Annotated in this window: 16 protein-coding genes; 6 read left to right on the top strand and 10 right to left on the bottom strand. The window is 71.3% G+C overall.

Annotated elements, in window-relative coordinates; translation table 11 throughout:
• From O7627_RS33885 to O7627_RS33870, 4 genes are read left to right on the top strand one after another with little or no spacing between them, the layout of a single operon-like run.
• Positions 1 to 1,401 (top strand): aldehyde dehydrogenase family protein, encoded by a 1,401-nt coding sequence (locus tag O7627_RS33885; protein WP_278097500.1) that lies wholly within the window; start codon positions 1 to 3, stop codon positions 1,399 to 1,401.
• On the top strand, positions 1,394 to 3,034 hold the full coding sequence (locus tag O7627_RS33880) for a PhpK family radical SAM P-methyltransferase (protein ID WP_278097499.1): 1,641 nt from the start codon (positions 1,394 to 1,396) through the stop codon (positions 3,032 to 3,034). Before O7627_RS33885 ends, O7627_RS33880 begins: the two co-directional genes overlap by 8 nt.
• Positions 3,035 to 3,044: 10 nt before the next feature.
• Positions 3,045 to 4,358: a hypothetical protein gene (locus O7627_RS33875; RefSeq protein WP_278097498.1), complete on the top strand. Its 1,314-nt coding sequence runs from the start codon at positions 3,045 to 3,047 to the stop codon at positions 4,356 to 4,358.
• Positions 4,358 to 6,067: a non-ribosomal peptide synthetase gene (locus O7627_RS33870; protein ID WP_278097497.1), complete on the top strand. Its 1,710-nt coding sequence runs from the start codon at positions 4,358 to 4,360 to the stop codon at positions 6,065 to 6,067. The genes O7627_RS33875 and O7627_RS33870 overlap by 1 nt, the downstream gene beginning before the upstream one ends.
• Before the next feature lie 28 nt (positions 6,068 to 6,095).
• Here the strand turns inward: O7627_RS33870 and O7627_RS33865 are convergent, their stop codons facing one another.
• Positions 6,096 to 7,331, bottom strand: a complete 1,236-nt coding sequence (locus O7627_RS33865) for an MFS transporter (protein ID WP_278097496.1) — start codon at positions 7,329 to 7,331, stop codon at positions 6,096 to 6,098.
• Between the two features lie 99 nt (positions 7,332 to 7,430).
• On the opposite strand from O7627_RS33865, the gene O7627_RS33860 reads away from it, so the two are divergent.
• Positions 7,431 to 9,719, top strand: a complete 2,289-nt coding sequence (locus O7627_RS33860) for an ATP-grasp domain-containing protein (RefSeq protein WP_278097495.1) — start codon at positions 7,431 to 7,433, stop codon at positions 9,717 to 9,719.
• Positions 9,712 to 10,428 (top strand): alpha/beta fold hydrolase, encoded by a 717-nt coding sequence (locus O7627_RS33855; RefSeq protein WP_278097494.1) that lies wholly within the window; start codon positions 9,712 to 9,714, stop codon positions 10,426 to 10,428. The genes O7627_RS33860 and O7627_RS33855 overlap by 8 nt, the downstream gene beginning before the upstream one ends.
• 14 nt (positions 10,429 to 10,442) lie before the next feature.
• Here O7627_RS33855 and O7627_RS33850 read toward each other — a convergent pair whose 3' ends face one another.
• From O7627_RS33850 to O7627_RS33810, 9 genes are all read right to left on the bottom strand, one after another.
• Positions 10,443 to 14,693: an amino acid adenylation domain-containing protein gene (locus O7627_RS33850; RefSeq protein ID WP_278097493.1), complete on the bottom strand. Its 4,251-nt coding sequence runs from the start codon at positions 14,691 to 14,693 to the stop codon at positions 10,443 to 10,445.
• Between the two features lie 46 nt (positions 14,694 to 14,739).
• Positions 14,740 to 16,395 carry an ABC transporter ATP-binding protein gene (locus O7627_RS33845; RefSeq protein WP_278097492.1) on the bottom strand — a complete coding sequence of 552 codons (1,656 nt, stop codon included), beginning with the start codon at positions 16,393 to 16,395 and terminating at the stop codon, positions 14,740 to 14,742.
• Entirely contained in the window at positions 16,392 to 17,321 is a 930-nt protein-coding gene (locus O7627_RS33840) for an ABC transporter permease (protein WP_278097491.1), read from the bottom strand. The genes O7627_RS33845 and O7627_RS33840 overlap by 4 nt, the downstream gene beginning before the upstream one ends.
• Positions 17,318 to 18,268, bottom strand: a complete 951-nt coding sequence (locus tag O7627_RS33835) for an ABC transporter permease (protein WP_278097490.1) — start codon at positions 18,266 to 18,268, stop codon at positions 17,318 to 17,320. The genes O7627_RS33840 and O7627_RS33835 overlap by 4 nt, the downstream gene beginning before the upstream one ends.
• A gap of 15 nt (positions 18,269 to 18,283) precedes the next feature.
• Complete coding sequence (locus O7627_RS33830; RefSeq protein WP_278097489.1) at positions 18,284 to 19,903, bottom strand: ABC transporter substrate-binding protein; 1,620 nt, start codon at positions 19,901 to 19,903, stop codon at positions 18,284 to 18,286.
• Positions 19,904 to 20,046: 143 nt separating this feature from the next.
• On the bottom strand, positions 20,047 to 20,787 hold the full coding sequence (locus O7627_RS33825) for a thioesterase domain-containing protein (RefSeq protein WP_278097488.1): 741 nt from the start codon (positions 20,785 to 20,787) through the stop codon (positions 20,047 to 20,049).
• 15 nt (positions 20,788 to 20,802) lie between these two features.
• The gene (locus O7627_RS33820) at positions 20,803 to 21,714 is read right to left on the bottom strand and encodes an alpha/beta hydrolase (RefSeq protein WP_278097487.1); all 912 of its coding nucleotides are present in this window, start codon (positions 21,712 to 21,714) and stop codon (positions 20,803 to 20,805) included.
• The gene (locus O7627_RS33815; protein ID WP_278097486.1) at positions 21,711 to 22,265 is read right to left on the bottom strand and encodes a GNAT family N-acetyltransferase; all 555 of its coding nucleotides are present in this window, start codon (positions 22,263 to 22,265) and stop codon (positions 21,711 to 21,713) included. The genes O7627_RS33820 and O7627_RS33815 overlap by 4 nt, the downstream gene beginning before the upstream one ends.
• Before the next feature lie 164 nt (positions 22,266 to 22,429).
• The gene (locus tag O7627_RS33810; RefSeq protein WP_278097485.1) at positions 22,430 to 24,052 is read right to left on the bottom strand and encodes a hypothetical protein; all 1,623 of its coding nucleotides are present in this window, start codon (positions 24,050 to 24,052) and stop codon (positions 22,430 to 22,432) included.
• Between the last annotated feature and the right edge of the window lie 159 nt (positions 24,053 to 24,211).

Genomic DNA, 24,211 nt, shown 5'->3' with positions numbered 1-24,211 from the left:
ATGTTCATCGACGGAGTCCGGAAGGCGACCGGCGACACCCGCCCGGTCCACGACCGATGGACTGGCGCCGTCCTGGGTTCGGTAGCGCTCGACTCTGCCGTGGACGTGGACCATGCGGTCAGGTCCGTCGCCGCTCGGCGGCCGGCGCTCCCCGCCGAGCAGCGCGCCCGGATCCTCGGCCGGTGCGCGGAGCTGCTCCGCCAGCGCGCGGACGAGTTCGCCACCCGGAGCACCGCGGAATCCGGGGTGTGCCGGCGGGAAACCAGCCGTGAAGTGGCCCGCGCCTGCGCCAACCTGGAGGTGGCCGCGGCGGAGGCCGTGCGGCTGCGGGGCGAGGCGATCCCGGTGCCCGGGGCGGCCCGGCTCGCGGTCACGGTGCCCGAGCCGGTTGGTGTGGTCGCCGCCATCACGCCGTTCAACCGGCCGTTGAACCAGGTGGTGGTCAAGCTGGCACCGGCGATCGCCGCCGGGTGCACGGTGGTGCTCAAACCTTCCGAGCGGACCCCACTGACCGCCCTGGCCTTCGCCGAACTGCTCCTGGAGGCAGGTCTGCCGGCGGGGATGCTGGCGGTGGTCACCGGAGACCCCCGGACGGTCGGACCGGCGCTCACCGGCCACCCGCTGATCGACATGGTCACGTTCACCGGCTCGGTGCCGGCCGGTCGGGCGGTCGCCGCCGCTGCGGCGGGCCGCAAGTTGCTCCTGGAACTGGGCGGCAACGATCCGCTCATCGTGCTGGACGACGCCGACCTGGACCGCGCCGCCAGCCTGGCCGCTGACGGCGCGTTCGCCACCGCGGGGCAGTCCTGTCGCGGGATCAAGCGGGTGATCGTCACGGCCGCGGTGGCTGATGCCTTCGTGTCACGGCTGGTCGTCGCGGCGGCGGCGAAACGCTGCGGTGACCCGCGCGACCCGGCAACCGACGTGGGTCCGCTCGTCGACGAGCCGGCGGCGACCGAGGTGCTGGATCGCGTACACGCCGCGGTGGCGGCCGGGGCCCGGCTGCTGCTCGGTGGCACGCGGGAGGGCGCGCTGGTCCCGCCGACGGTGCTGGACCGGGTCCCGGCCGACGCCGTACTGGTGACCGAGGAGACGTTCGGCCCGGTCGCCCCGGTGATCCGGGTCCGGGACGCGGACGAGGCGGTGGCCGTGGCGAACTCCACCGCGTACGGGTTGCAGGCCGGCGTGCTGACCCGCGACAGCGACGCCTTCTGGCGGATCGCCGAGCGCCTGCGGGTGGGCGCCGTGAACCTGGGCGAGGGACCCCATTACGACTCACCGCACATCCCGTTCGGCGGGGTGAAAGCCAGCGGCTACGGCCGCGAGGGAATGCGGTACGCGATCCGCGAGATGAGTGTCGCCAAGACCATCACGGTGCCGTACGGGGTGAACGATGGTTGACTGCCTGGTGATCGGCTATCACGAGAGCGAGGTTTCCGGGGACGAGCTGGCGATGGCTCTCGCCGAGACCGAGTACATCCCGGCGCCGGTGCGCAGCCTGCGCCGCACCAACGTGGGCATGCACGGTACCTACCGTCCGTACCTGGACGCGCTGAGCGCGCTGCGCGACCCGGGTCCCCGGGGTGGTATCTGGACCGTGGCGGAACTGCCCAGTCTGGGCACCCTCTATCTGGTGAACTACCTGCGTCGGCGGGGGCACCCGGCGGAGTTCGTCAACTGCTTCACGTACGAGAAGGACCGGCTGGTCGAACTGCTGGCCCAGCAGCCGGCGTCGGTGGCCATCACGACCACGTTCTACATGATGCCGGGGCCGGTCATCGAGATCATCGAGTTCGTCCGGCAGCACGCCCCGACGGTGCCGATCATCGTGGGCGGCCCGCTGGTGGACAACCAGTGCCGGGCCGGTGACGCGGCAAAGCTGCAGCGGTTCCTCGACCGTACCGGCGCGGACGTGTACGTGTGGGAGTCGCAGGGGGAGGCCACCCTGCTCGCGGTGGTGGCCGCCCTGACCGCCGGCACACCGCTGTCCGAGGTGCCGAACCTGTTCCTGCGTGACGATGCCGGCGACTGGAAGCTGACCCGGCGTCGGCCGGAGACGAACGTGCTCGACGAGTGCGCGGTGCAGTGGTCGTCGTTCGACCCGGAGCGGCTGGGCCCCACGTTGTCGACCCGGACCGCGCGCAGTTGCGCGTTCGAGTGTGCGTTCTGCGACTACCCGGAGCGCGCCGGCAAGCTCACCCTGGCCAGCGTCGAAACGGTGGAGCGGGAGTTGACGGCGCTGGCGGAGCTGGGCGTCACCCGGGTGGCGTTCATCGACGACACCTTCAACGTGCCGATGCGTCGGTTCAAGGAGCTGTGCCGGATGATGGCCCGGCGGAACTTCGGCATCGAGTGGTTCTCCTATTTCCGGTGCGGGCACGCGAAGGAGCCGGGAGTCTACGACCTGATGTACGAGGCCGGCTGCCGTGGGGTGCTGCTGGGCATCGAGTCGGGCGACGACCGGGTGCTGCGCAACATGGACAAGCGGGCCACCGTGGACGACTACCGGTTCGGCATCGAGCAGCTACGCAAGCGCAACATCTTCACCCATGCCTCGTTCGTGGTCGGCTTTCCCGGCGAGAGCGAGGAGACGGTGCAGAACACCATCGACTTCCTCAACGACACCGCGCCGGACACCTTCGCCGTCAACCACTGGTACTACCTGCACGCCACGCCGATCCACGTGCGCGCCCCGCAGTTCGACCTGACCGGCAACGGCTACACCTGGTCGCACCGCACGATGAACTCCAACCAGGCCCTCGACGCGGCCGACCACATCTTCGCGTCGGTGCGGGAGGCCGCCTGGATGCCGGTCAACGGGCTGGACTTCTGGGGGGTGCCCTACCTGCTCGGCAAGGGGATGACCCCGGGCCAGATCACCGAGTTCCTGCGCCTGGCCAAGGCGCTCACGCCGGCCGCCCGGGTGGCGTCCGGGGTGACCGCCGCGTCGGTCGCCGAAGCGGAGCAGCGCTTCGCGCGGTTCTGTGCGGAGCTGCCGCTGGCGGCGGCGCGCTACCACCGCACCGAGTTCTGAGGGAGCAACCATGGCGAAGTTGATCAACCCCGACCAGCCGGAGTACTTCCCGGCGGTGTTTCCGCGCGAGGAGTTTCCCCGGTACGACTGGACCGAGCGCCCGGCCACCCTGCCGGACGACGTGTGGATCTCCGAGACCACCCACCGCGACGGCCAGCAGGGCGGTCTGCCGCTCGACACCGCCACCAGCATCGAGATCTACGACCTGCTGTGCCAGGTGACCGGCACCTCCGGGGCGATCCGGCAGGCGGAGTTCTTCCCGTACCGGCACTCCGACCGGGACGCGCTCGAGTACGCGATCGACCGGCACAAGGGCGGCGCTCCGCTGGAGCCCACCACGTGGATCCGCGGCCGGCGGGCCGACGTGCTGCTCATCAAGGACCTGAACATCACCGAGACGGGGCTGCTCAGCTCGACGTCGGACTTCCACACCTACCACAAGTTCACCTCGGGTGACCGGGCCAAGGCCGCCGCCATGTACCTCGAGGCGGTGGAGATCGCCCTGGACCACGGCATCCGACCCAGGGTGCACTACGAGGACACCACCAGGTCCGATCCGGGCTACGTCGAGTGGCTGACCGAGCAGGTCCTGCGGCTGGCGCAGCGGTACCCGGCAGCGCTGGCGCCGCGGTTCCGGATCTGCGACACGCTCGGCATCGGCCTGCCGTTCGAGGATGTCGCGTTGCCGCGCAGCGTGCCGCGCTGGATCCGTCTGATGCGCGGTCTGGGCCTGTCCGCCAACCAGATCGAGATTCACCCGCACAACGACACCGGTCTGGCACTGGCCAACTGCCTGGCGGCCATCCGGGCCGGCTGCGGCGTGGTCAGCGGATGCTGCCTGGGCGTGGGCGAGCGCACCGGCAACGCCCCGGTCGAGGCGGTCATGGTGCACATGCTCGGGATGGGTTTCTGGAACACGCGGGAGGTGGACCTGCGCCAGATCAACCGGCTCGCCGAGCTGTACACCGGGCTCGGCGTCGGCCCCTCGGCGAAGTATCCGCTCTTCGGCCGCGACGCGTACGTCACCCGGGCCGGCATCCACGCCGACGGGCTGAACAAGTTCTGGTGGATGTACACCCCGTTCAACGCTCCGGATCTGGTCGGCCGTCCCCTGGAGGTGGCCCTGACCAAGGACTCCGGCCAGGCGGGCGTGCTGTTCCTGCTCAAGCAGCACCTGGGGGTGGAGTGCGGGAAGGACGACCCGCGGGTGCTGCGGATCAACGAGTGGCTGGACCGACAGTTCGACGCGGGCCGGGTCGCACCGGTGGAGTGGCCCGAACTGCTGCCCGTGGTGGCCGAGGTGTTCCCGGAGGCGAAATCGTGATGCGTTGTCCCGTGACCGATGCCTTCGAGGCCGTCGTCGACGCCGGCCCGGACCGTGCCGCGATCATGGCACGGGACCGGGTGGTGAGTTTCGCCGAACTGGACGGCCGGGCGAACGTGGTGGCCGACCTGGTGGCGGCGCTGCCCGGCGAGCCAGCCGACCCGGTGGTGCTCACCCTCACCGACCCGGTGGAGATGATCGCCGCCCAGCTCGGCGTGCTCAAGGCCGGGCGGCCGTTCGTCGTGGTCAATCCGCACTTTCCGGTCGATCGGCGGCGCGAGATGCGGCAGCTGCTCGGCGCGACGACGGTGCTGTGCGACGCGTCGGGGGAGCGCGACGCGTCGGGGGAGCCGGAAGGGCTGGTGGTTCCGCCGGGTCACTCCACCGTCCGGCCCGCCCACGCCGCCGGTCCGGACGACCTGGCGTACGTGCTGTTCACCTCCGGTTCGACCGGAATCCCGAAGGCTGTCGCGCAGACCCGCGGCGACATGCTGCAGAACGTACGCCGGCACGTGCCGCTGGGTGTGGGCCCCACCGACCGGGTCTCCCTGATCAGCGCGGACGGCGTGGTGACCGCCGTGTCGAACCTGGTGATCGGCCTGCTCAACGGGGCGGCCGTGGCGCCGTACTCGTTCCGGCAGGACGGCGTACACGGCATGCCGGAGTGGCTGGCCGAGAAGAAGGTCACCATGTTCTACGGTTTTCCGTCCTTCCTGCGCCAGCTGGCGAAGGTGGTCCCCACCGGGTCGGTGCCCGCGGTCCGGCTGGCCTACATCGGTGGTGAACCGGTGCTGGGCAGGGACTTCGCGGTGCTGGGGCGGCTGTTCCCGAACGCCGTCCGCGCCACCGGGCTCAACTCCACCGAGACCGGCCTGACCCGGCTGTTCCAGCTGCCACCGGGTGCGCCGGTGCCGGACCGGATTCCACTGGGCGGCCCGGTCGACGGGGTCGACGTGCGGACCGACGGGGACGGCCGGATCGTGATCCGCAGCCGATTCGTCAAGCCCAGGTTGTGGCGTCAGGACGGACTGGTGGACCTTGCCGTGCCCGGCCCGGACGGCGTGCCCGAGTTCGTCACGGGCGACCGCGGGGAGCTGACCGCCGAGGGCGTCCTCTTCCACCGGGGGCGTAGCGACGCGATGGTGAAGATCCGAGGCTTCCGGGTCGAGCCCGCCGAGGTCGAGGACGCCCTCGCCAAGCTGGACGGGGTCACCGAGGTCGGGGTCTGTGCCTACCCCGACGAGGATGGCGAGCTTGAGCTGGCCGCAGTCCTGACCACCGATCAGGCGTCGGTGACCCCGCTGACCATCCGGGCAGACGCGGCGAACCTGCTACCTCAGCCGATGGTGCCGACCACGGTGCTGATCCGGGACACACTGCCGCACACGACCAACGGCAAACTGGACCGCGGGTCCCTCGCGGCGTTGGTCGTCACGGCTCGGACCGCCGCGCCGCCGGCGCCGGCCGTGCCCGCCGGCGACGACACGTACGCACGGCTGCGCGCGATCTGGTGCCGGGTGCTGCGGACCGACAACATCGGCCCGGACGACGACTTCTTCGATCTCGGTGGCACGTCCATCTCGGCCCTCAGTGTGATTTCCCGGGTCCGCAAGGAGTTCGGTGCGCCGGTGCGCCTGGCGGTGATGTTCGAACAGCCGACCCTGCGCGCCCTGACCGAGGCGGTGGACGAACTCGGTACGGGCCGGTGAGCCCGGGGACGTCCTCCGCGGCCTGCTGCTACCCAAGCGACCGGACCGCGGGACGCACCAGTAGACCGGCCACGGCGAACACCGCGGCCAGGGCAAGCCAGCCAGGCGAGCGGTAGGCCACCACCGCGGTCAGCAGCACGGGGCCGACGATGTCGATGGCGGCCGGTCCGAGGTTGAATGCCGCCAGGTACTCCGCCCGCCGGTCGGCAGGAGAGTGCCGGAAGGACAGTTCCCAGCCGCCGGCGGACTGCAGGAGTTCGCCGGCGGTCAGGGCGACCGCTCCGGCGGTCAGCGCGGCCACGGCCACCCACTGGTCACCCAGCGACGCCGCCGCGAAGATCACGCAGCAGGCCACCAGTGCCACCGCGGAACGCCGCAGCGCCCGATCGCCGAAACCGGGATGCCCACTGCCCCGGGCCGAGGCCACCTGCAGCAGCACGGTCAACACGGTGTTGAGGATGAAGAGCAGCGACACCGTCCAGGTGGGAGCACCGCTGGCCAGCGCCCACAGCGGGATGCCGACCGACAGCATCGTCATGTGCAGCGACAGGACGCCGTTGACCATGGCAAGGCGCACGAACGGCCAGTCCCGGACTCCCTGCGGAAAGCGCCGGCGACCAGCGGGCAGCGGGACCGCGCTCGGCACCTTGAGACGTAGCAGCAGCAGGACGGAGAGCACAAACGTCGCAGCGTTGCCCAACATGATCAGTTTATAGGCCGACGGGTTGTCCGCCGCGAAGATCGGTATGGTCAGAGCCGCGCCGACGGAGTATCCGACGTTGCGCACCGAGCGCATCAGCGCCATCGTCGTCACCCGGTCTTTCTCGCTCATCACCACAGCAACCACAGCCTGGGTGGCCGGCGAAACCGATCGCGCGGCGATGGTGAGACCGATGGCGGCGAGCAGAAAACCGGGTAGACCGGTGACGAAGGACAATGCGACCAGCATCAGGGCACGCCAGGCCTGTAGCCCGATGAGCAAACGTTTCGTGCCAATTCGGTCGCCTAGCATGCCCAGTGGTACCGAGGCCAGGAACCCGGCCAGCCCGGCGACGGTCAGCGCGGCGCCCACGCTGCCTGCGGGCAGACCGATCCCGTCAACGAAGTAGATCACCGAGCCGGACAAGTAGAGGCCACCTCCCACGGCATCGGTGATGGTGACAACCATCAATGTGCGGGCGGAAGGTGTGGCTGGCACGTATGCGCGCAGCCACTCTTTCATGACCATCGTCAAGCCGACCCTGGAGAGGTAACGACGAAACATCAAGGTAACGTCTATTTGAGAGATTCTCGACGATGCTAGAGCATCGCAGAACCTTGGTGGCACCTGCGGGGGGGCGAAATGGTCGATACAGCGTTGGTGATGGTTGGCTTCGGCGCCGGCATCCTGCCGGCTCTGAACGCGGTCCTGCCACCCGGCAGTCTGACCATCGTGGAGGATCCACACGTCGCGAGGGTCAGACAGGTCCGCGAGCGGATGGCCGCGTTCCCCTGTGTGGCGGAGCTCGTCGAGCTCCCCGTGCAGGACGAGGACCGCGTGACCGAGCAGGTGTCCCGCTGGCCGCTGCCCGCAGGCGTCACCGCGGTTCTGCCCGGTCTGGAGTACGGCGTGGTGGGAGCAGCGGCACTGGCAGCCCACCTCGGACTGCCCGGCGCCGGGGTCCCCGCCGCCCGGTTGCTCCGTGACAAGATCGAGCTACGGACCGCTGCGGGCGCCGAACTCGCCCAGCCGCGGTGGCGAGAGGTGAGCTCGGCGAGCGACGTGCTCGCCTTCCCGGCGCCGTCCTGTGTGCTCAAGCCGGCCAATCGCCAGGCGAGTCTCGGTGTGCAGCTGCTTGGACCCGGCGACGACCGGGCTGAGGCGTGGCGACACACGGTCGGCGTGGAGGAGCCGCTCATGCGTGCCCCCGGCGGACCGCCGCCGCGCTATCTGGTGGAGGAACGACTACACGGTCCCGAAGTGAGCGCCGAAGCGCTGGTGCAGGAGACGGCGCTCGTCTTCCTGAACATCACCGCCAAGACGGTGCTGCCCGGCCGCTATCCGGTGGAGCTCGGTCACCTGGTGCCGGCGCCGGTCGACGAGCGGATCGAGAAGTGGATCTGCGCGGCGATGCGCGACCTGATCGCCGCCACCGGCTTCGTCAGCGGAGCTCTGCACGCGGAATGGATTCTGGTCGACGACCAGCCGCACCTGGTGGAGTGTGCCGGCCGACTGCCCGGCGACGAGATCGTGCCGCTGATCGACCTGGCCTACGGTGGCAACCTGGTGGCCGACCTGGTCGCTGTCCTGTCCGGCCGAACGCCGGTCCGCCCGGATCGGGCCGAACGCGGGGCAGCGGTGCGGTTCCTGACCGCCGAGCCCGGCCTGGTCACCACCGTGCAGGGCGCGGAGGCGGCACGGGCTGTGCCGGGGGTGGTGGACCTTCGGCTGACCACCGCGCCCGGTGACCAGGTCGGTGCGCTGGAATCCTCCTGGGACCGGCTGGGCCGGGTGCTGGCGACCGGGTCGGATGCGGACGGTGCCGCCCACGCCGCCGCGGCCGCCACCGAGAAGCTGACGATCCGTACGACCACGACCCGGGTCCGCGTACTGACCGATCCACGGTCCACGGTTCGGTCGTGGGCGCGTCGACCCGCCGACCCGCGCGACGACTGGCGCTGGGCCGCCGGGGTCAGCGACGACGTCGCCTTCCTCGTCCCGGACGGCGGTCCCGCACTCTGGCTGCGCGGCCCGGACGGAGTCAGCGCCCGGATGGATCCGGTGGCGGTCGCCGGCGGTGCGCCCGCCGGTCGGCAACCGCCAGCGCAGCTCGTGGGCGCGGCCCGCGACGCGCATCCGCGGTTCCTCGTCAGCTCCGCCACGGGCTACGGCTCCCCGCTGACCAGCGCGTCGGCCACCGCTACCGACCTGGACACGCTGGTCGCCGCGCTGCTGCGGGAAGCGAAGCAGAACGACGCCACCCCGGCCGTGCTGCACTGCCCGGCCGGGGACCCGCTGCTCCCGGCGCTGGTCGCGGCCGGCTTCACCCTCGGTGTGACCGACCTCTATCCCACCATCGAGCTGCCGGGCAACGGGCCGGCGGACTACCTGGAAGCGCTGCCGAAGGGACACCGGGACAACGCGCGACGGGAGATCCGGCTGCGCGGCGGCGGCCCGGCTCACGTGTACCTCGGCGAGCAGGCCCGACCACACCTGGCCACGGCGGCCGCGCTCAGCGCCAGCGCCTACCGGCAGCGGGGTGAGCACAGCGACGACACCCGGGCGATCCCGATCTACGGCCGGCTGCTGGACCGCTGGGGCGACGACTTCGTGCTGACTCTGGTGGAGGACGAGGCCGGGCCGGTCGCCTCCGCGGTGCTCGTCGTCGGCGCCACCGAACTGCTGCTGTACAGCGCCGGCCTGCACCTGCCCCGGGCCAGGGCAGTGGCCGGCTACTTCAACGCCGCGTACTACCTGCCGGTCGAACTCGCTTACCAGCGCCGCCTGCGCCGTATCCGGTTGGGTCCGACCGGCTGGGACACCAAGCGCCTGCGCGGGGCCCGCTTCACCCCGATGTACTCGGCGGTGCCGACGAAGGCGGGCGCGTTGGTCGATCTGCTCGCCGCCACGGACCAGTGGACCCGCGCCGAGCTGCAGCGTCTTGATGGGTGAGGACCTGCGCTGGTACCGCCCCGTGCCCGGGGCACGGTTCACGCTCGTCTGCCTACCGCACGCCGGGGGCAACGCCACGGCGTTCCGGGGCTGGCCCGCATTCCTACCGGCGGACGTGGCGCTCGCCGCGGCCTGCTACCCGGGTCGGCTGAACCGCTACCTCGAGCCGGCCGCCCGGACGATCGCCGAGCTGGCCGGACTCGTCGCCGAGGCGGTCATCGACCTGCCGGGCCCGGTGGTGATCTTCGGGCACAGCATGGGTGCCGTGGTGGCGTACGAGGTCACGGCCCGGTTGGAGGCCGCTGGCCGGCCGCCACGGCTGCTCGTGATCTCCGGCCGGGAGGCACCGCACCTGGCCGACCGGGCGCCCGGGCCGACCCACGACGCCGACATGCTCGCCCGGTTCCACGCCCTCGGTGGCATACCCGACGAGGCACTCGACGACGCCGAGCTTCGAGAACTGGTGCTGGCCCCGTTGCGGGCCGACGTCGCGTTGCTCGACGCCCACGCGGCCGCGCCGGCACCTCCGGTGCGGACCCCGATCGTGGCCTACCTCGGCGTCGACGATCCCGGGTGCACACCGGCACAGATCGACGGCTGGTCGGCGCTCACCACCGGCCGGTTCCGTCGCCGCCTGCTGACCGGCGACCACTTCTCGGTGCTGGCGCGGCCCGGCGTACTGCTGAGCGACCTGTGCGAGCAGGTCTGAGGTGTGCCTGCCGGTCAGGCCGGGCTCCTGCCCAGGTCCTCGGTGATGGCGGCGAGCAGGCGGGACCGGGAGGACCGCAGGTGGAAGTGTCCACCCTCGAAGATCCGCAGTCGGGTCGGGCCGGTGGTGTAGTCGGCCCAGCCCTGCAACTCCTGCGGACTCGGAGTGGGGTCGTCGGCGCCACCGAACACCGACAGCGGCACGTCGAGCGGCCGGGAGCCGGGCGGACCATCCCATCGGGGCCGGTAACGGTCCAGCATCGTCAGGTCGGCACGGTACGCGGGCAGCACGGTCTCCGCGAGCAGATCCGCCTGAGCCGTGCGGTCGGCCGTCCCCTCCGCCGCCGCATTCCGGAGGAGTTCCGCGATCAGCTCGTCGTCGGGCCGGTCGGTGGACGCCCGACGCCCTCGATAGACGTGCGGCGGGCGGGCGCTGCTGACGAGGAGGTGCCGGACCAGCCGGCGTTCGCGTAGCCGGCGGGCCAGCTCGAAAGCCACAATGCCGCCGAAGCTGTGCCCGAACAGCGCCCACGGCAGGTCGGCGAGGGGGCGCAGTGCCACGTCGACGGCCTCGACCAGGGCGTCCAGCTCCCGCAACGGTGGCTCCGCGAGCCGGTTCTGCCGGCCGGGCAGCTGTACCGCGCACAACTCCACGTCGGGCGGCAGCCCTTCCGCCCAGTCCGCGAACACGCTGCCACCGCCGCCGGCGTACGGCAGGCAGAGCAGCCGGATCCGGGCGTCGGCCACCGGACGGTATCCGAGCAGCCACCGCTGCGGTCGCGACGACACCCGCGTCGGGGGACCCGGTGGTACCAACGCGTCCACGGCGTCCGCGAGTCCGGCCAGGTCGGGCAGCTCGAACGCCCACCGGACCGGCAGGTCGACCGCGAGTTCCGCGCGGATCTCGGTGACCATGCGGGTGACCAGCAGGGAGTGTCCGCCGAGCGCGAAGAAGTTGTCCTCCACGGCGACCCGGTCGACGCCGAGCAACTGCGACCAGACGGAGGCGATGGCGCGCTCGGTGGCGGTGCGCGGCGGGGTTCCCGCCCGTTCCGCCGCCTGCCCACCCGTGGGCGTGGGCAGGGCGGCCCGGTCCAGCTTGCCGTTGGCGGTCATCGGCAACCGGTCCAGGACCAGCACGGCCGAGGGCACCATGTGCGCCGGCAGCCACCGGGCCACCCCGGCACGTACCTGCGCCGGGTCCAGCTCGACGTCGGGCGCCGCCGTGACGTAACCGACGAGGCGGGGCTCGCCGGAGACGTCGGGACGCACCGCCGCCGCCGCGCCCCGCACACCCGGGTAGGTCATGAGGGCGTGGGCCACCTCGCCGAGCTCGATCCGGAATCCCCGCAGCTGCACCTGGTCGTCGACGCGTCCCCGGAAACAGAGCGAGCCGTCCTCCCGACGGAACGCGAGGTCCCCGGTGCGGTAGAGCCGCTGCCCCGGCTCGCCGTACGGATCAGGTACGAACCTGGCCGCCGTCAGCGCCGGGCGGCCGAGGTAGCCGAGGGAAACCCCGGCGCCGCCGACGTACAGCTCACCGAGCACCCCGGGCGGAACCGGTCGAAGTTCCGGATCCAGCACCTGGACGCGCAGGTCGGCGAGGGGGTGACCGATGGGGCTCTGCGGTCGGTCGAGGTCCGCCGCGGTCAGCACCCGTTCGGTGACGTGGACGGTGGTCTCCGTGATGCCGTACATGTTCACCAGCAGCGGGGTGCGATCGCCGTACCGGTCGATCCAGGTCCGCAGGACCGCCGGGTCGAGGGCCTCACCGCCGAAGACCACCAGCCGCAGCGACGTACGGGGAAACCCCCGCCGTTCGGCGGCCACGGTCAACTGACGAAACGCCGACGGGGTCTGGCTGAGTACGGTCACCCGCTCCCGCAGCAGCAGGTCGAACAGGGCGTCCGGGTCACGGCTGGTCAGGTAGGGCACCACCACCACCTGCCCGCCGTGCAGCAGCGCCCCCCACAACTCCCACACCGAGAAGTCGAAGGCGAAGGAGTGGAACAGCGAGAAAACGTCGTCCGGTCGGTAGCCCCCGGCCAGCCGGACCGCCGGGAACAGCCGCAACACGTTCCGGTGGGTGACCATGACGCCCTTCGGTCGCCCGGTGGACCCGGACGTGTAGATCACGTACGCCACGGAATCGGGGTCCGGGTCGACCGGCGGCTGGTGCGCGGGCCAGTTCCCGCCGGCACCGTCGTCCCAGGCCACAAAGGGGAGACCGAAGCGGTCGGCGTACCGTTGCTGACCCACCACGAGGGTGCAGTCGGCGTCGGCGACGGTGAAGGCGATGCGGTCGGCCGGATACGTCGGGTCGAGCGGAAGATAGCCGGCACCGGTCTTCAACACGGCGAGCACCGCGACGACGTAGTCGAGGTCACGGTCGGCGCAGATGGCGACGAGCCGCTCCGGTCCGGCGCCTTCGGCGAGCAGCCGGTGCGCCAGCCGGTTCGCGGCCCGGTCCAGCTCCCGGTACGTCATCGAACGGGTGGTGTCGGTGACCGCGACCCGGTCCGGGAACCGCCCCGCGGTTTCGGCGAACCGCCTCGGCAGGTCGCCCGCGACCGGAACCGGCGTCACGGGCCCGGCGAACCGCCGGAGCAACGAGACACGCTGCCGGTCGGAAAGCACCGGTATCCGGTCCACCGGAACGTCGGCGGCCTGGATCGCCTCCCGCAGCAGGGTCCGCAGGTTGCCGGCCAGCCGGCGCACCGTCTGGGCGTCGAACAGGTCGGTGTTGTACTCCCAGCTCACCTCGGCCCCGTTGGTCACCTGCTCCAGGTAGAGGGTGAGGTCGAACTTGGCCGTGCCACCGTGTCCCGTCGCGCTGCGATCGAGCCGGAACAGCTGATCGCCGTCGACCGCCGGTGGCGCGGCGTGCGCACGGGCGGCCAACACCACCTGAACCACCGGGTTGTGGGCGAGGCTGCGCGGCGGGTTCAGTGCCTCGACGAGGCGTCCGAAGGGCATCTCCTGGCGGGCGAACGATTCCAGCGTCAGCTCCCGTACCCGGCGTACCAGCTGGCGGAATGTCGGCTGGTCATCGAGTCGGCAGCGCAGCACCGCGGTGTTGACGAAGAAGCCGACCACCCCCTCGACCTCAGGTCGCGTCCGGTTGGCGACCGGGGTGCCGACCACCAGGTCCGTCGCGCCGGTACAGCGGTGCAGCAGCGCGTACAGGGCCGCCAGTACCACCATGAACGGCGTCGCGCCCTCCCGCTGCGCGAACGCCTGGAGGCGGTCGGTCAGCGCCGGGGGCAGCTCGGACGGGTGGACCGCACCGCGCTCTCCCTGCACCCGGGGACGCGCCCGATCGATCGGCAGTTCCAGCACCGGCGGCGCCCCCGCCAGTTGCCGGGTCCACCACTCGGTCAACGCGGTCAGCCGCGATCCGGCCAGCTGCCGTCGCTGCCAGCTCACCCAGTCCGCGTAGCGCACCGGCAGCTCCGGCAGCGCGGGTGCGCGGCCAGCGCTCAACGCGCGGTACACCGACCCGAGCTCCCGCAGGAGCAGGTCCACCGACCATCCGTCGGAGACGATGTGGTGCAGCGTCAGCAGTAGCCGGCTCTCCTGCGGCCCGAGCCGCAGCAGGCACACCCGCAGCAGGGGGCCGGTGCTCAGGTCGAACGCCGTCGCGGCGGCCCGGTGTGCCTCCTCCTCGGCGGACCGGCTCGGGTCGGCCGCGTCGGAGAGATCGATCTCGGCCACCGGCACGGAGATGGTGCTGGCCGTCCTGCGTACCGGGCGTCCGCCGTCGGCCACGAACGTCGAGCGGAGCGCGTCGTGCCGGGCCACGAGTACGTTGACAGACCGCTGGAGCAGGTCCACGTCCAGCGTCCCGGGGCAGCGCGCCACCGCCGGCACGACGTAGGCGGCACCCTGCGGCGCGAGCTGGTCCAGAAACCACAGCCGCTCCTGTTCCCAGGAAAGCGCGCCGTGGTCGGACTCCGGGCCGATCGGGCGGTCCGCCGCGGTGGAGGGAGCGGCCGACGTGGACGGGACGTCCGCGGGCCGGTCCATCCGGTCGCCTGGCCGCAGGTACGGCACGAGTTCGGCGAGGGTCGGGTGTTCGAACAGGGTACGCAGCGTCAACTCCACCTCGAACTCGGCGCGGAGCCGGGCGGCGATCCGGGCCGCCGCCAGCGAGGTGGCGCCGAGTTCGAACAGGTTGTCGTCCGGTCCGGGTTGCTCGACGTCCAGCACGTCGGACCAGATCCGGGCGGCACGGCTGATCAGTCCGGCGGTGTTGGTCTCCGACACTGGCCCTCCCTTTCGAGGTGACTGCCCAGCCGGGAAGCTCGGGGCGTCAGACCACCGGCCGGGCCTCGGCCGGATCGGGGGCGTCCTGCCCGGCCGTCGCGTGGCCCGGTATCGCCGCGAGCAGTTCGACGGTGTACGGATGCTGCGGAGCGGTGAAGAGCTGTTCGTTGTCGCCGGTCTCGACGATGTCGCCTCGGTACATCACGCTGACCCGGTCGGCGACCTGACGCATGACGGCCAGGTCGTGCGAGATGAACAGCATGCTGAGTCCCAGCTCCCGGCGTAGCTCTTCGAGCAGGGACAGGATCTGCGTCTGGACTGTGACGTCGAGGGCCGAGACCGGTTCGTCACAGACCAGCAGCTGTGGATCCGGGGCGAGCGCACGGGCGATCGCGACCCGCTGCCGCTGACCACCGGAGAGTTCGGTCGGTCGGCGGTCCAGCACCGAGCCGGGCAGCGCGGTACGGTCGGCGAGTTCAGCGACCCGCCGCCGTCGGGTGGTCCGGTCGCCTATCCGGAACGCCCGCAGCGGCTCCTCAATGATGCGCCGTACGGTCCAACGCGGGTCGAGTGAGGCGGCGGCGCTCTGGTACACCATCTGCGCCCGCCGCCGCAGGCTTCGCAGCGCCGTACCGTCGGTACGCGTGATGTCGACCCCGTCGAAGAGCACGTGACCGGCCGTGGGCGGGGTGAGGCGCAGCAGCATCCGGGCCAGTGTCGACTTGCCCGAGCCGGACTCACCGACCAGGCCGAGGGTCTCGCCCGGCCCGATGGTGAGGCTGACGCCGTTCACCGTCCGGAGCCGTCCGCCGTCCGGCGCGGGAAACTCCTTGACCAGGTCGCGGGCCTCCACCAGCGGAGCCGTGCCGGGCGGCACCACCGGTGGACGTCGCCTCGCCACGGTGCGGGCGAGACCCGGTCGGTCCGACACCAGCCGGGCGGTGTACGGATGAACCGGCGCGGTCAGCAACTGCCGGCTGGGCCCGTGCTCGACCACCCGACCGTCGGCCATCACCGCCACCTCGTCGGCTCGGTCGGCCGCGATCGCCAGGTCGTGGGTGATCAGCAGCAGCCCCATGCGCAGCTCGGCGGTGAGCGTCTGGAGGTGGTCCAGAATCCGCCGTTGCACGGTGACGTCCAGTGCGCTGGTCGGTTCGTCCGCGATCAGCAGGCGAGGCTCGCCGGCCAGCGCGATCGCGATGAGGACCCGCTGCCGCATGCCTCCGGACAGCTCGTGCGGGTACCGCTTGGCGACGGTTGCCGGGTCGGGCAGCCCGGCCAGGGCGAGGACCTCCTCGACCCGGCGGGCGGCGGCCGCCCGGTCCGACGCCAGTCGGTGGATCCGCAGCACCTCGGCGACCTGTGTCCCGATCCGCTGCAACGGGTTGAGCGACAGGTACGGGTCCTGCGGGACGAGCCCGATCTGCCGGCCACGAAGTGCCCGGAAGCGCCGCTCCGGCAGGTTGACCAGATCCTGTCCGTCGTACCGGACTCGCCCGCGACTGACCACCCCGCCCGCCGGCAACAACCCGATGACCGCGTGTGCCGTGGTGCTCTTGCCGGAGCCGGAACCACCGACGAGCGCGAGGGTCTGCCCGGAGCGCATCATCAGGTTGGCCCCGTCCACCGCGGTGACCGGGCCCTGACGCGTGCGGTAGACCACCTGCAGATCCGACACCTGCAACAGCGGGGCAGCCGTCACGACGCCGCCCGTCCGCGGGTGTCCAACTCACGGGCCACCCGGTTGACGGCGAGCACGAGTGCTGCGACCACCAGGCCGGGCAGCGTGGTCAGCCAGGGTGCGCTGGCGAGATAGCTACGTCCCTGGGCGATCAGCGACCCCCATTCGGGGCTCGGCGGCGCGGCCCCGTAGCCGAGAAAACTCAGCGCGGACACCGACAGGATCGCGTTGCCCAACTCGAGCGTCGCCATCACGAACACCGGACCGAACGCGTTCGGCAGGACGTGTCGACCGAGTACGCCGTACCAGCGCACGCCACTGGTCCGGGCAGCCTCCACGAACACCGCCAGGTTGACCCGGAGCACCTCGGCCCGCATCACCCGGGCGAAGTTCGCCGCGGTCGCCACACCCACCGCGATGGCCACGTTCATGGTGCCGAAACCGAGCACCGTCACCACGGCCAGGGACAGCAGCAGGCCGGGAATGGCCAGCAGGACGTCGACGAGGCGCATGGCCGCGTCGTCGACCCACCGGCCGACGAAGCCGGCGAACAGCCCGACGGATCCCCCCAGCACCAATGCGACGCCGACGGCGACGAGCGTCGCCCGCAGCGACAACGACGCGCCGTGCACCATCCGGGTGTACAGGTCCCGACCCAACTGGTCGGTGCCGAACCAGTGCGTGGCGTTCGGCGGCTGAAGGCGGTCGCCCGGCACGCCATCGAGCGGGTCCCCCGGCGCGAAGGTCTCCGGGAAGAGCGCCCAAGCCGAGACCACCGCCACCACGACGACGGCCGTCCCGAGCCCGGCCCGGGACAGCACCGACCGGGCGGCGCGTCGGGCCCACGGCATCTGGTCCGCCCCTGGCGGGGCCACCGTATCGCCCTTCCAGGCGTCCACCGGGTCGCCGGCCAGAGCAGCCGTCGGCCGTGGTCCCGACCCGGTCATCGCCGTCCCGTCCCCGCGTGCGCCGTCACCCTCGGGTCGAGGAGCGGGTAGAGCAGGTCGACGATCAGGTTGACCACCACGAACACCACTGCCCCCAGCACCACCACGGCCTGCACCACGGGGACGTCCTGGGCGGACACCGCGGTCGCGGTGAGCCGGCCTACCCCGGACCGGGAGAAGACCGTCTCGACCACGACGGATCCGGCGATCAGATTCCCGACCACGATGCCGGCGAGGGTCAGGGCGGGCAGGGCGGCGTTACGGGCCGCGTGCCGGAGGTGTACCCGCGCGCGACTCGCGCCCTTGGCCCTGGCGGTGTCCACGAACGGCTCGGCGAGCGCGGTCCGCATGCTCTTGGCGAAAACCTGCCCCAGCAGGGCGGCGGAGGGGAGGCAGAGGGTGATCGCGGGCAGGATCAGCGCCGCCCAGCCTTCCTCACCGGTCGCCGGCACCAGGCCCCACTGGAACGACACCACCTGGAGCAGCAGCAGCCCCACCCAGAACGACGGCAGGGAGATCGCGGCCGCCGGCAGGGAGAGCAGGGCGTTGCGCAGCGGCCGCCAGCGTACGAAGGTCCCCCCGAGCCCGATCGCCGCGCCGGCCGCCACCGCGAGAACGAGCGCGATGCCGCCGAGCCGCAACGTGGACGGCAGCGCGTCGAGCAGCATGTCCCGCACCTCGCCACCGGTCTGCACGGACTGGCCGAAGTCGCCGAGCAGGGCCCGACGCAACGCGTTGAGGTACTGCAGCGGCAACGGCTGGTCCAGGCCGTACTCGGCACGTAGCGAGTCGAGCTGTTCGGGCGAGTAGGTGTTGGCGTCGTTGCCGCTGACCATGATCTCGACCGGGTCGCTCGGTAGCAGATACAGCACGACGAACGTGACGGTGAACGCCGCCCACAGCACGAACACCGCCTGGATCGTACGACTCAACAGGTAGCGGGTCATGGACGCGCTGCGGTCTCAGCCGGTGACCTGGGCGCCGTGGAATGTCAACCGTGAGGAGGCGTCGAACCGAAGACCGTCCACCTGCTGGCCGAGCCCGTGCACCTGGGAGAGTTCGAACACCGGGATCGAGTAGCCGCGCTCGACGATGAGCTGCTGGGCCTCGGCGACGTACTGGTTGCGCAGCTGGGACTCGGTCGTCGTGGCCTGCGCGTCGAGCACCTCGTCCAGCGGGCCGGGCGCGATCCTGGTGCGGTTCGTCGCCTTCGTGGAGAAGAGCGACCGCAACACGTCCGGGTCCGCGCGGGTCTGGTTGTACCACAGGAAGTCGTAGTCACCGGAGGACTGCCGCGTCGCCTGCTCGGCGACGGTGAGCTGGCGCAGGCGCAGCTCCACACCGATCTTCCGCAGCTGCTGCTGCACCAGCTCCAGCACGCTCTGGCTGCCGTTGTACGCGGTGTTGAACAGAACCTCGACGCTCAGCCGGCGACCGTCCTTCACGCGTACGCCGTCCTGGCCGGGCTGCCAACCCGCGGCGTCCAGCCGGCGCTCGGCGGCCTCCGGGTCGTACGCCAGCTGCCCGCTCAGATCGGTGTAGCCGGGGGTGGTGTGGGAGAGGATGCTGGTGGCGGCCCGGTAGTTGGCACTGAGGACCGTCTCCACCACCTCGGCGCGGTTGATGCCCTGTTGGATGGCCAGCCGCACCGCCTCGTCGCCGAGTACCGGCCGGGACGCGTTGGGGTGGAGGTTGAACGGCACACCCGGGTTGCCGCGCACCATCAGCCGGAAGCCCTTCCCGTCGAACTGCGGCTCATCCTGGGGTGGCACGTCACTGATGGCGCTCACCTGCCCGGACGCCAGGCTGCCGGAGCGGACCCCGGACTCGGGAACGACCTTGTAGACGATCTTGTCCAGAAGCGCGTCACCCTGCCGTTCGAACAGCGCCGATCCCCAGCTGTAGTCCGGGCGCTTGCTGATCGACACTTCCTGGTTGGGCCGGTAGTGGTCGAGCGTGAAGGGGCCGGAGCCGACGAGGGCGCCCTGGCAGCGTTCGTCGGCGCTCTTGGCGAGGCTCGCGTCCGAGAGCAACCCCAGCACCATGGTCGACGCGGCCTGCAGGAACTGGGCGCTGGGCCGGTCGAACTCGACCCGCGCGGTCCGCTCGTCGACCACCGTGGTACCCACGTAACCGGCGAGGTAGCCGGCGCCGAGTTGGGCCCGTGCCCCGAGTTCGGCCACCGCGTCGAGGTTGGCCTTGATTGACGCGGAGGTGACCGGCGTGCCGTCGGAGAACGTGGCACCCTCGCGCAGCCGGAAGGTGAACGTGGTGGCCTTGGCATCGACCTGCCAGGACTCCGCCAGCCACGGCGTGAACTCGCCGGTGGTCGGATCCTGGTCGACGAGGGAGTCGACCAGTTGTCGGCCGATGTTGAGGCTGGCGGTGAGGGTGGTCTGCTGCGGGTCCAGGCAGGTCGGGTCGATCGCCAGGGCGAAGGTGAGCGTCCCCCCGGCCCCCCCGGTGCCGTCTCGGTCGGCGCCGCCGGCTGAGCAGCCGGTGCCCAGCAGAGCGACCGTCAGGCCGATCCCGAGGGGGGCACGGATGGCAACGGCCCAGGGCCGCCGGAACCTGTCAGACAAGAAAGACTCCCCCCGCCACAGCCAGCTACAGTCACTGATCCGTGCGCCTGAATGTACAGCCAGCAATGATCACCCTCAACCCCGTCTCAATCCGAAGTCGATCGTCACCGGTCCCTTCGGGACAACGGGTTGCCAGGCCTCCGCTAGTTGCCGGCGAGACGCAGTGACCTCTCCCTGACCATCGGCACCGCTTCGATGCTGTCCCGGAGGAAGAAGTGTCCACCCTCGAATGTCCGCACCTCGAACGCCCCGGTGGTGTGCCGGCGCCACCCCTGTAACGACGCCTCGTCCACGTACGGGTCGGCCGCCCCTGCCAGGGCCACGATGTCACTCGGCAAGGGACCCTCGGCCCGGAACTCGTACGTCTCGAACAGCGAGAAATCCGCCCGCAACGTGGGCAGCATGAGTTCGAACAGTTCGTCGTCCTGCAGCATCTCGGGGGCGACTCCGCCCACCTCGGCCAGCCGGCCCCGCAACGCCGTGGCGTCGCGGTCGTGGTACGCCTCGGTGGTCCGCACCCGGTCCGGCGGCGGGTACGAGGCGACCATCAACGCCAACGGCTGGGCAGCCCCACGGCGACGCAGTTCCCGGGCCACCTCGAACACCACAAGCGATCCCATGCAGTCACCGAACAGCACCGTCGGCAGCTCGGCACGGTCGATCAACGCGGTGGCCACCTCGGCGGCCACCGTGGTCAGCGACGTCACGGGTGGTTCCCGGAACCGGCTGAGCCGGCCGGGCAACTGCACGGCACAGAGTTCGACCCGGGGGCCGAGGACCGCCGCCCAGTGGTCGAAGTCACGCGCGCTGCCGCCCGCCCTCGGCGCGCAGCAGACCCGCACGGCCGGGTCGTCCACCGGCTGCACCTGCAACCACCGCGTCACGCCGTCACCCCCCGGTCAAGGAGCCACGTCGACGGGCTCGTCGGCCAGGACCGCCGTGACGAACGCGCCGATCGCCGCGATCGCGGCCCGTGCCTCGGTCAGGACCGGGAAGTAGTAGTGCCAGACGTGGAACATGTCCGGCCACTCCTCCAGCCGCACCGATCCGCCCGCCGCCTCCACCCCGGCCGCCAACGCCCGCGCGTCGTCGAAGAGAACCTCCTCGGTGCCGACCTGGATCAGCAGTGGCGGCAGCCCGGACAGGTCGGCGAACGCGGGCGACACCTGCGGGTGCCTGGGGTCGGTTCCGGCGTGGTAGAGCGCCGCCATCCGGCGCAGGTCGGCGCTGTCGAGCACCGGGTCACGCGCCGCCCGGGTGCGGTGGCTGTCCAAACCGCAGGTCAAGTCCGCCCAGGGGGAGAGGCAGACGCCGGCCGCCGGCTGCGCCACACCGGCCTCGCGTAGCGCCAACATGGTGGCGACGGTGATGCCGGCACCGGCCGAGTCCCCGGCGAGAATGATCCGGTGACTCGGCACGTCCCGGTCGAGGAGGTACCGGTAGCAGGCGACAGCGTCGGTGACGGCAGCCGGGAACGGTGCCTCGGGCGCCCGCCGGTAGTCCACCGAGAGGGCGGAGCCACCACAGACCTCGCCCAGCTCGCGCACGAGGTGCCGGTGCGAGGCGGCCGATCCCATCGTGTAGGACCCGCCGTGGAAGTAGAGCAGCACCGGCCCCCCGGGCCGGAACGGAAGCACCCACTCGGCGGAGCACTCCCGCACCACAACCGTTTCCCCCGGTGCGGCACCCGGCCCGCCGAAGGCAGCATCCGCCCGCTCGTAGTACTCGCGCCGCTGTGACAGCGGCTGCTCGCGCCAGGTGGAGTGCATCTCGAAGAGCTCGCGCAGCAGTTCCAGCTCCTCGCCGCTCACGTCGGCCACACCTCGGAAATCGGCAGCAGGTCACCCGGCGGCGTGTCGGCGTGGGCCACCCGTCGCTGCCAGAACCCGATGTCGCACCAGCGTCCGTGCTTGTAGCCGACCGACCGGAGGGTGCCGACGTGCTGGAAGCCGTACGCCTCGTGGAGCGTCACGCTGGCCTCGTTCGGCAGCGCGATCACACCCATCGTGCTGCGGTACCCCTGCCGGTCCAGGCCGTCCAGCAGTCGCCCGTACAGCAGCCGACCGATGCCACGCCGGTGGTGGCCGTCCGCGACGTACACCGTGGCCTCGGCGCACCAGTCGTATGCGTTGCGCGCCTTCCACGGCACGGCGTACGCCAGGCCGACCGGTTCGTCCCCGTCGACGGCGAGCAGCCACGGATAGCGGTCGTGCGACGCCTGCCAATCGCGGTGCCATTCCTCCGGGCTCTGGGTGACTGTCCGGAAGTTGACCGTCGTCGTCTTGATGTAGTGGTTGACGATGTGGCTGAAGGCTGGCATGTCATCCGCCCGAGCCTGACGAACCACGACAGAACCGGTCATCGCCATGTGGTTTCCATCTTTCCGAGTTCCCTCTCCTGCAACAGGTCCACTGCTGGGGTGGGCGCGGCCACGTCGGATCGGACAGCACTGCCGGCGTACCAAGTCGATGCACACCTGCGTCCATCCACTGCCGGCGATACGACACTTTACCGTTCCGCCTGGCCTCACCACAGCAACCGCGCCGCCACGAGGGCCGTCATCACCAGCCCTTCGCCGATGACCAGTCCTGACGCGACGGTGCTGACCGTGACGGCCCGGTCCGGCCTACGCCGCACCAGAAGCCAGCTGGCCACCCCGCCGACCGCCATGGTCACCGTGTACGCCGGTGGCAGCAGCACGCCCAGGCCGATCGAGGTCACCGGGGCGCTGGCGAAGGCGAGGCCGAAACCCAGGGCGGCGGCCACACCCAGCGCTGGTGAGGCACGGCCATCCAGCGTGGACGTGGCGATGAAGTCCACGGTCTGCACCACCGGCACCGGGAGGCTGGCGCTGCCCACCGCCCCGGAGCGGATCAGCAGGACGACCGCGAGCACGCCCACCGTGGCCCCCATGATGCCACCGACCGCCTGTGTCCAGGTGACGTTGCGCCGGGGCGGCTGCCGCACGTCCGGCGGTGCCTGCAACCAGATCCGCGCCGCGTAGACGTAGTACACCGAGGAGATTCCCGTACACGTCACGAAGGCCGCGAGGAGGACCGCGTCGGTGGGCGGCAGACCCACCAGCCGCAGTACGACCACGCCGAGGAACAGCACCGGGGCCATCGGCGCGATGCCGATCTCGGCACCCGCGCGGACCAGGAAGAGCGCGAAGAGCAGCACCATCGCGGTCAGCAGCCCGGCCAGCGCCACGCCACGCAAGGGGCCGTATCGCAGGGCCAGCGGCACCGTACCGAGCACGGCGACGCCGGCGAACAGCAACCGTGCCGTGCCGGTCCCGGCCTGGCGGGGGCCGCGGGACCAGCCACCGGCCGTCCGGCTGCCGCGCAGCAGGGTGGCCACCGAGTAGCCGAGGACGATACCCACCCCGACCGGCAGGATCCACGCGTCGGCGAGATGTTGCGAGTAGCTGACCGGCCCCGCCGGCAGCACCAGCCACATCGCGACCGTGTAGCCGCAGCCGACGAGGAGCCAGCTGGCCGAACGGACGCCGATCAGCGCGCCCACCCCGGCCAGCAGCGGCGACAGCGCAAAGCTCAGGTACGGCGGCAGGGCCGGCAGATCGGGCGTGGCGTCCGGACCGGCGAAGGCGGCGGCCAGGCTGGTGGCGGCACCGGCCGCCACGGCCAGCAGCAGGACCCGGCCGGAGCGGGTCACCTCGCCGGTCAGCGTACGCATCAGCGTGATCGCCGGCACCAGGGCCGGGAACGGCAGCCCGTGGCGGAACGTCGAACCGCTGAGCAGGATGCCGAGCAGTACCCCGAGCATGTTCGCGGCGACTGCCAGGCCGATGAGTACCGCCACCGGTGGAACCGCACCGCCGCGCAGGGCGATCGCCGCCACGCCGGTGTCCACGGCGGCGGTTGCCAGGTATCCGCTGGAGGCGATGGAGAAGGTGGTGAACAGCAGCGGCCAGGTGAGCTGGTCGCGGACGCGCAGCAGCGCCGCGCCGAGTAGCACCACGAACGCGGAACCGCCGAATCCGACGCCGGTCTTGAAGCTGACCAACAGGTTCAGCACGCACATGACGCCACCGATGCCGATCCCGGCCAGCAAGGTCCAACTCGTCGTCGTACGGTCGTGCAGGTCCCGGCGCGGAATCGGATCCGCGCCGGCCCTCTCCACGCTCACGACTGTTCCCTCAGCAGCCGCAGGCCGTCGCACACCGCTCTCGCGAATATCCCGGCCGGGCGTTTGCGTGACCGAGCCGACTCGGATCCGCCGATGACCTTCCTCATGCTTCTGCCCCCGTTCGATCGTCACCACCCCGACCTGATCATCGAGCCGGGT

Source organism: Solwaraspora sp. WMMD1047 (assembly GCF_029626155.1).
Lineage (GTDB): Bacteria > Actinomycetota > Actinomycetes > Mycobacteriales > Micromonosporaceae > WMMD1047.
The sequence above is the reverse complement of the archived record's forward strand: the minus strand, read 5'-3'. Positions and strand labels throughout refer to the sequence as shown.

Bases quoted from the DNA above. Each gene is read 5' to 3' on its own strand.
- O7627_RS33860 (WP_278097495.1), top strand. From the start codon at position 7,431: ATGGTTGGCTTCGGCGCCGGCATCCTGCCGGCTCTGAACGCGGTCCTG.
- O7627_RS33880 (WP_278097499.1), top strand. From the start codon at position 1,394: ATGGTTGACTGCCTGGTGATCGGCTATCACGAGAGCGAGGTTTCCGGG.
- O7627_RS33855 (WP_278097494.1), top strand. From the start codon at position 9,712: ATGGGTGAGGACCTGCGCTGGTACCGCCCCGTGCCCGGGGCACGGTTC.
- O7627_RS33815 (WP_278097486.1), bottom strand. From the start codon at position 22,265: ATGACCGGTTCTGTCGTGGTTCGTCAGGCTCGGGCGGATGACATGCCA.
- O7627_RS33835 (WP_278097490.1), bottom strand. From the start codon at position 18,268: ATGACCCGCTACCTGTTGAGTCGTACGATCCAGGCGGTGTTCGTGCTG.
- O7627_RS33875 (WP_278097498.1), top strand. From the start codon at position 3,045: ATGGCGAAGTTGATCAACCCCGACCAGCCGGAGTACTTCCCGGCGGTG.
- O7627_RS33840 (WP_278097491.1), bottom strand. From the start codon at position 17,321: ATGACCGGGTCGGGACCACGGCCGACGGCTGCTCTGGCCGGCGACCCG.
- O7627_RS33885 (WP_278097500.1), top strand. From the start codon at position 1: ATGTTCATCGACGGAGTCCGGAAGGCGACCGGCGACACCCGCCCGGTC.
- O7627_RS33865 (WP_278097496.1), bottom strand. From the start codon at position 7,331: ATGTTTCGTCGTTACCTCTCCAGGGTCGGCTTGACGATGGTCATGAAA.
- O7627_RS33870 (WP_278097497.1), top strand. From the start codon at position 4,358: ATGCGTTGTCCCGTGACCGATGCCTTCGAGGCCGTCGTCGACGCCGGC.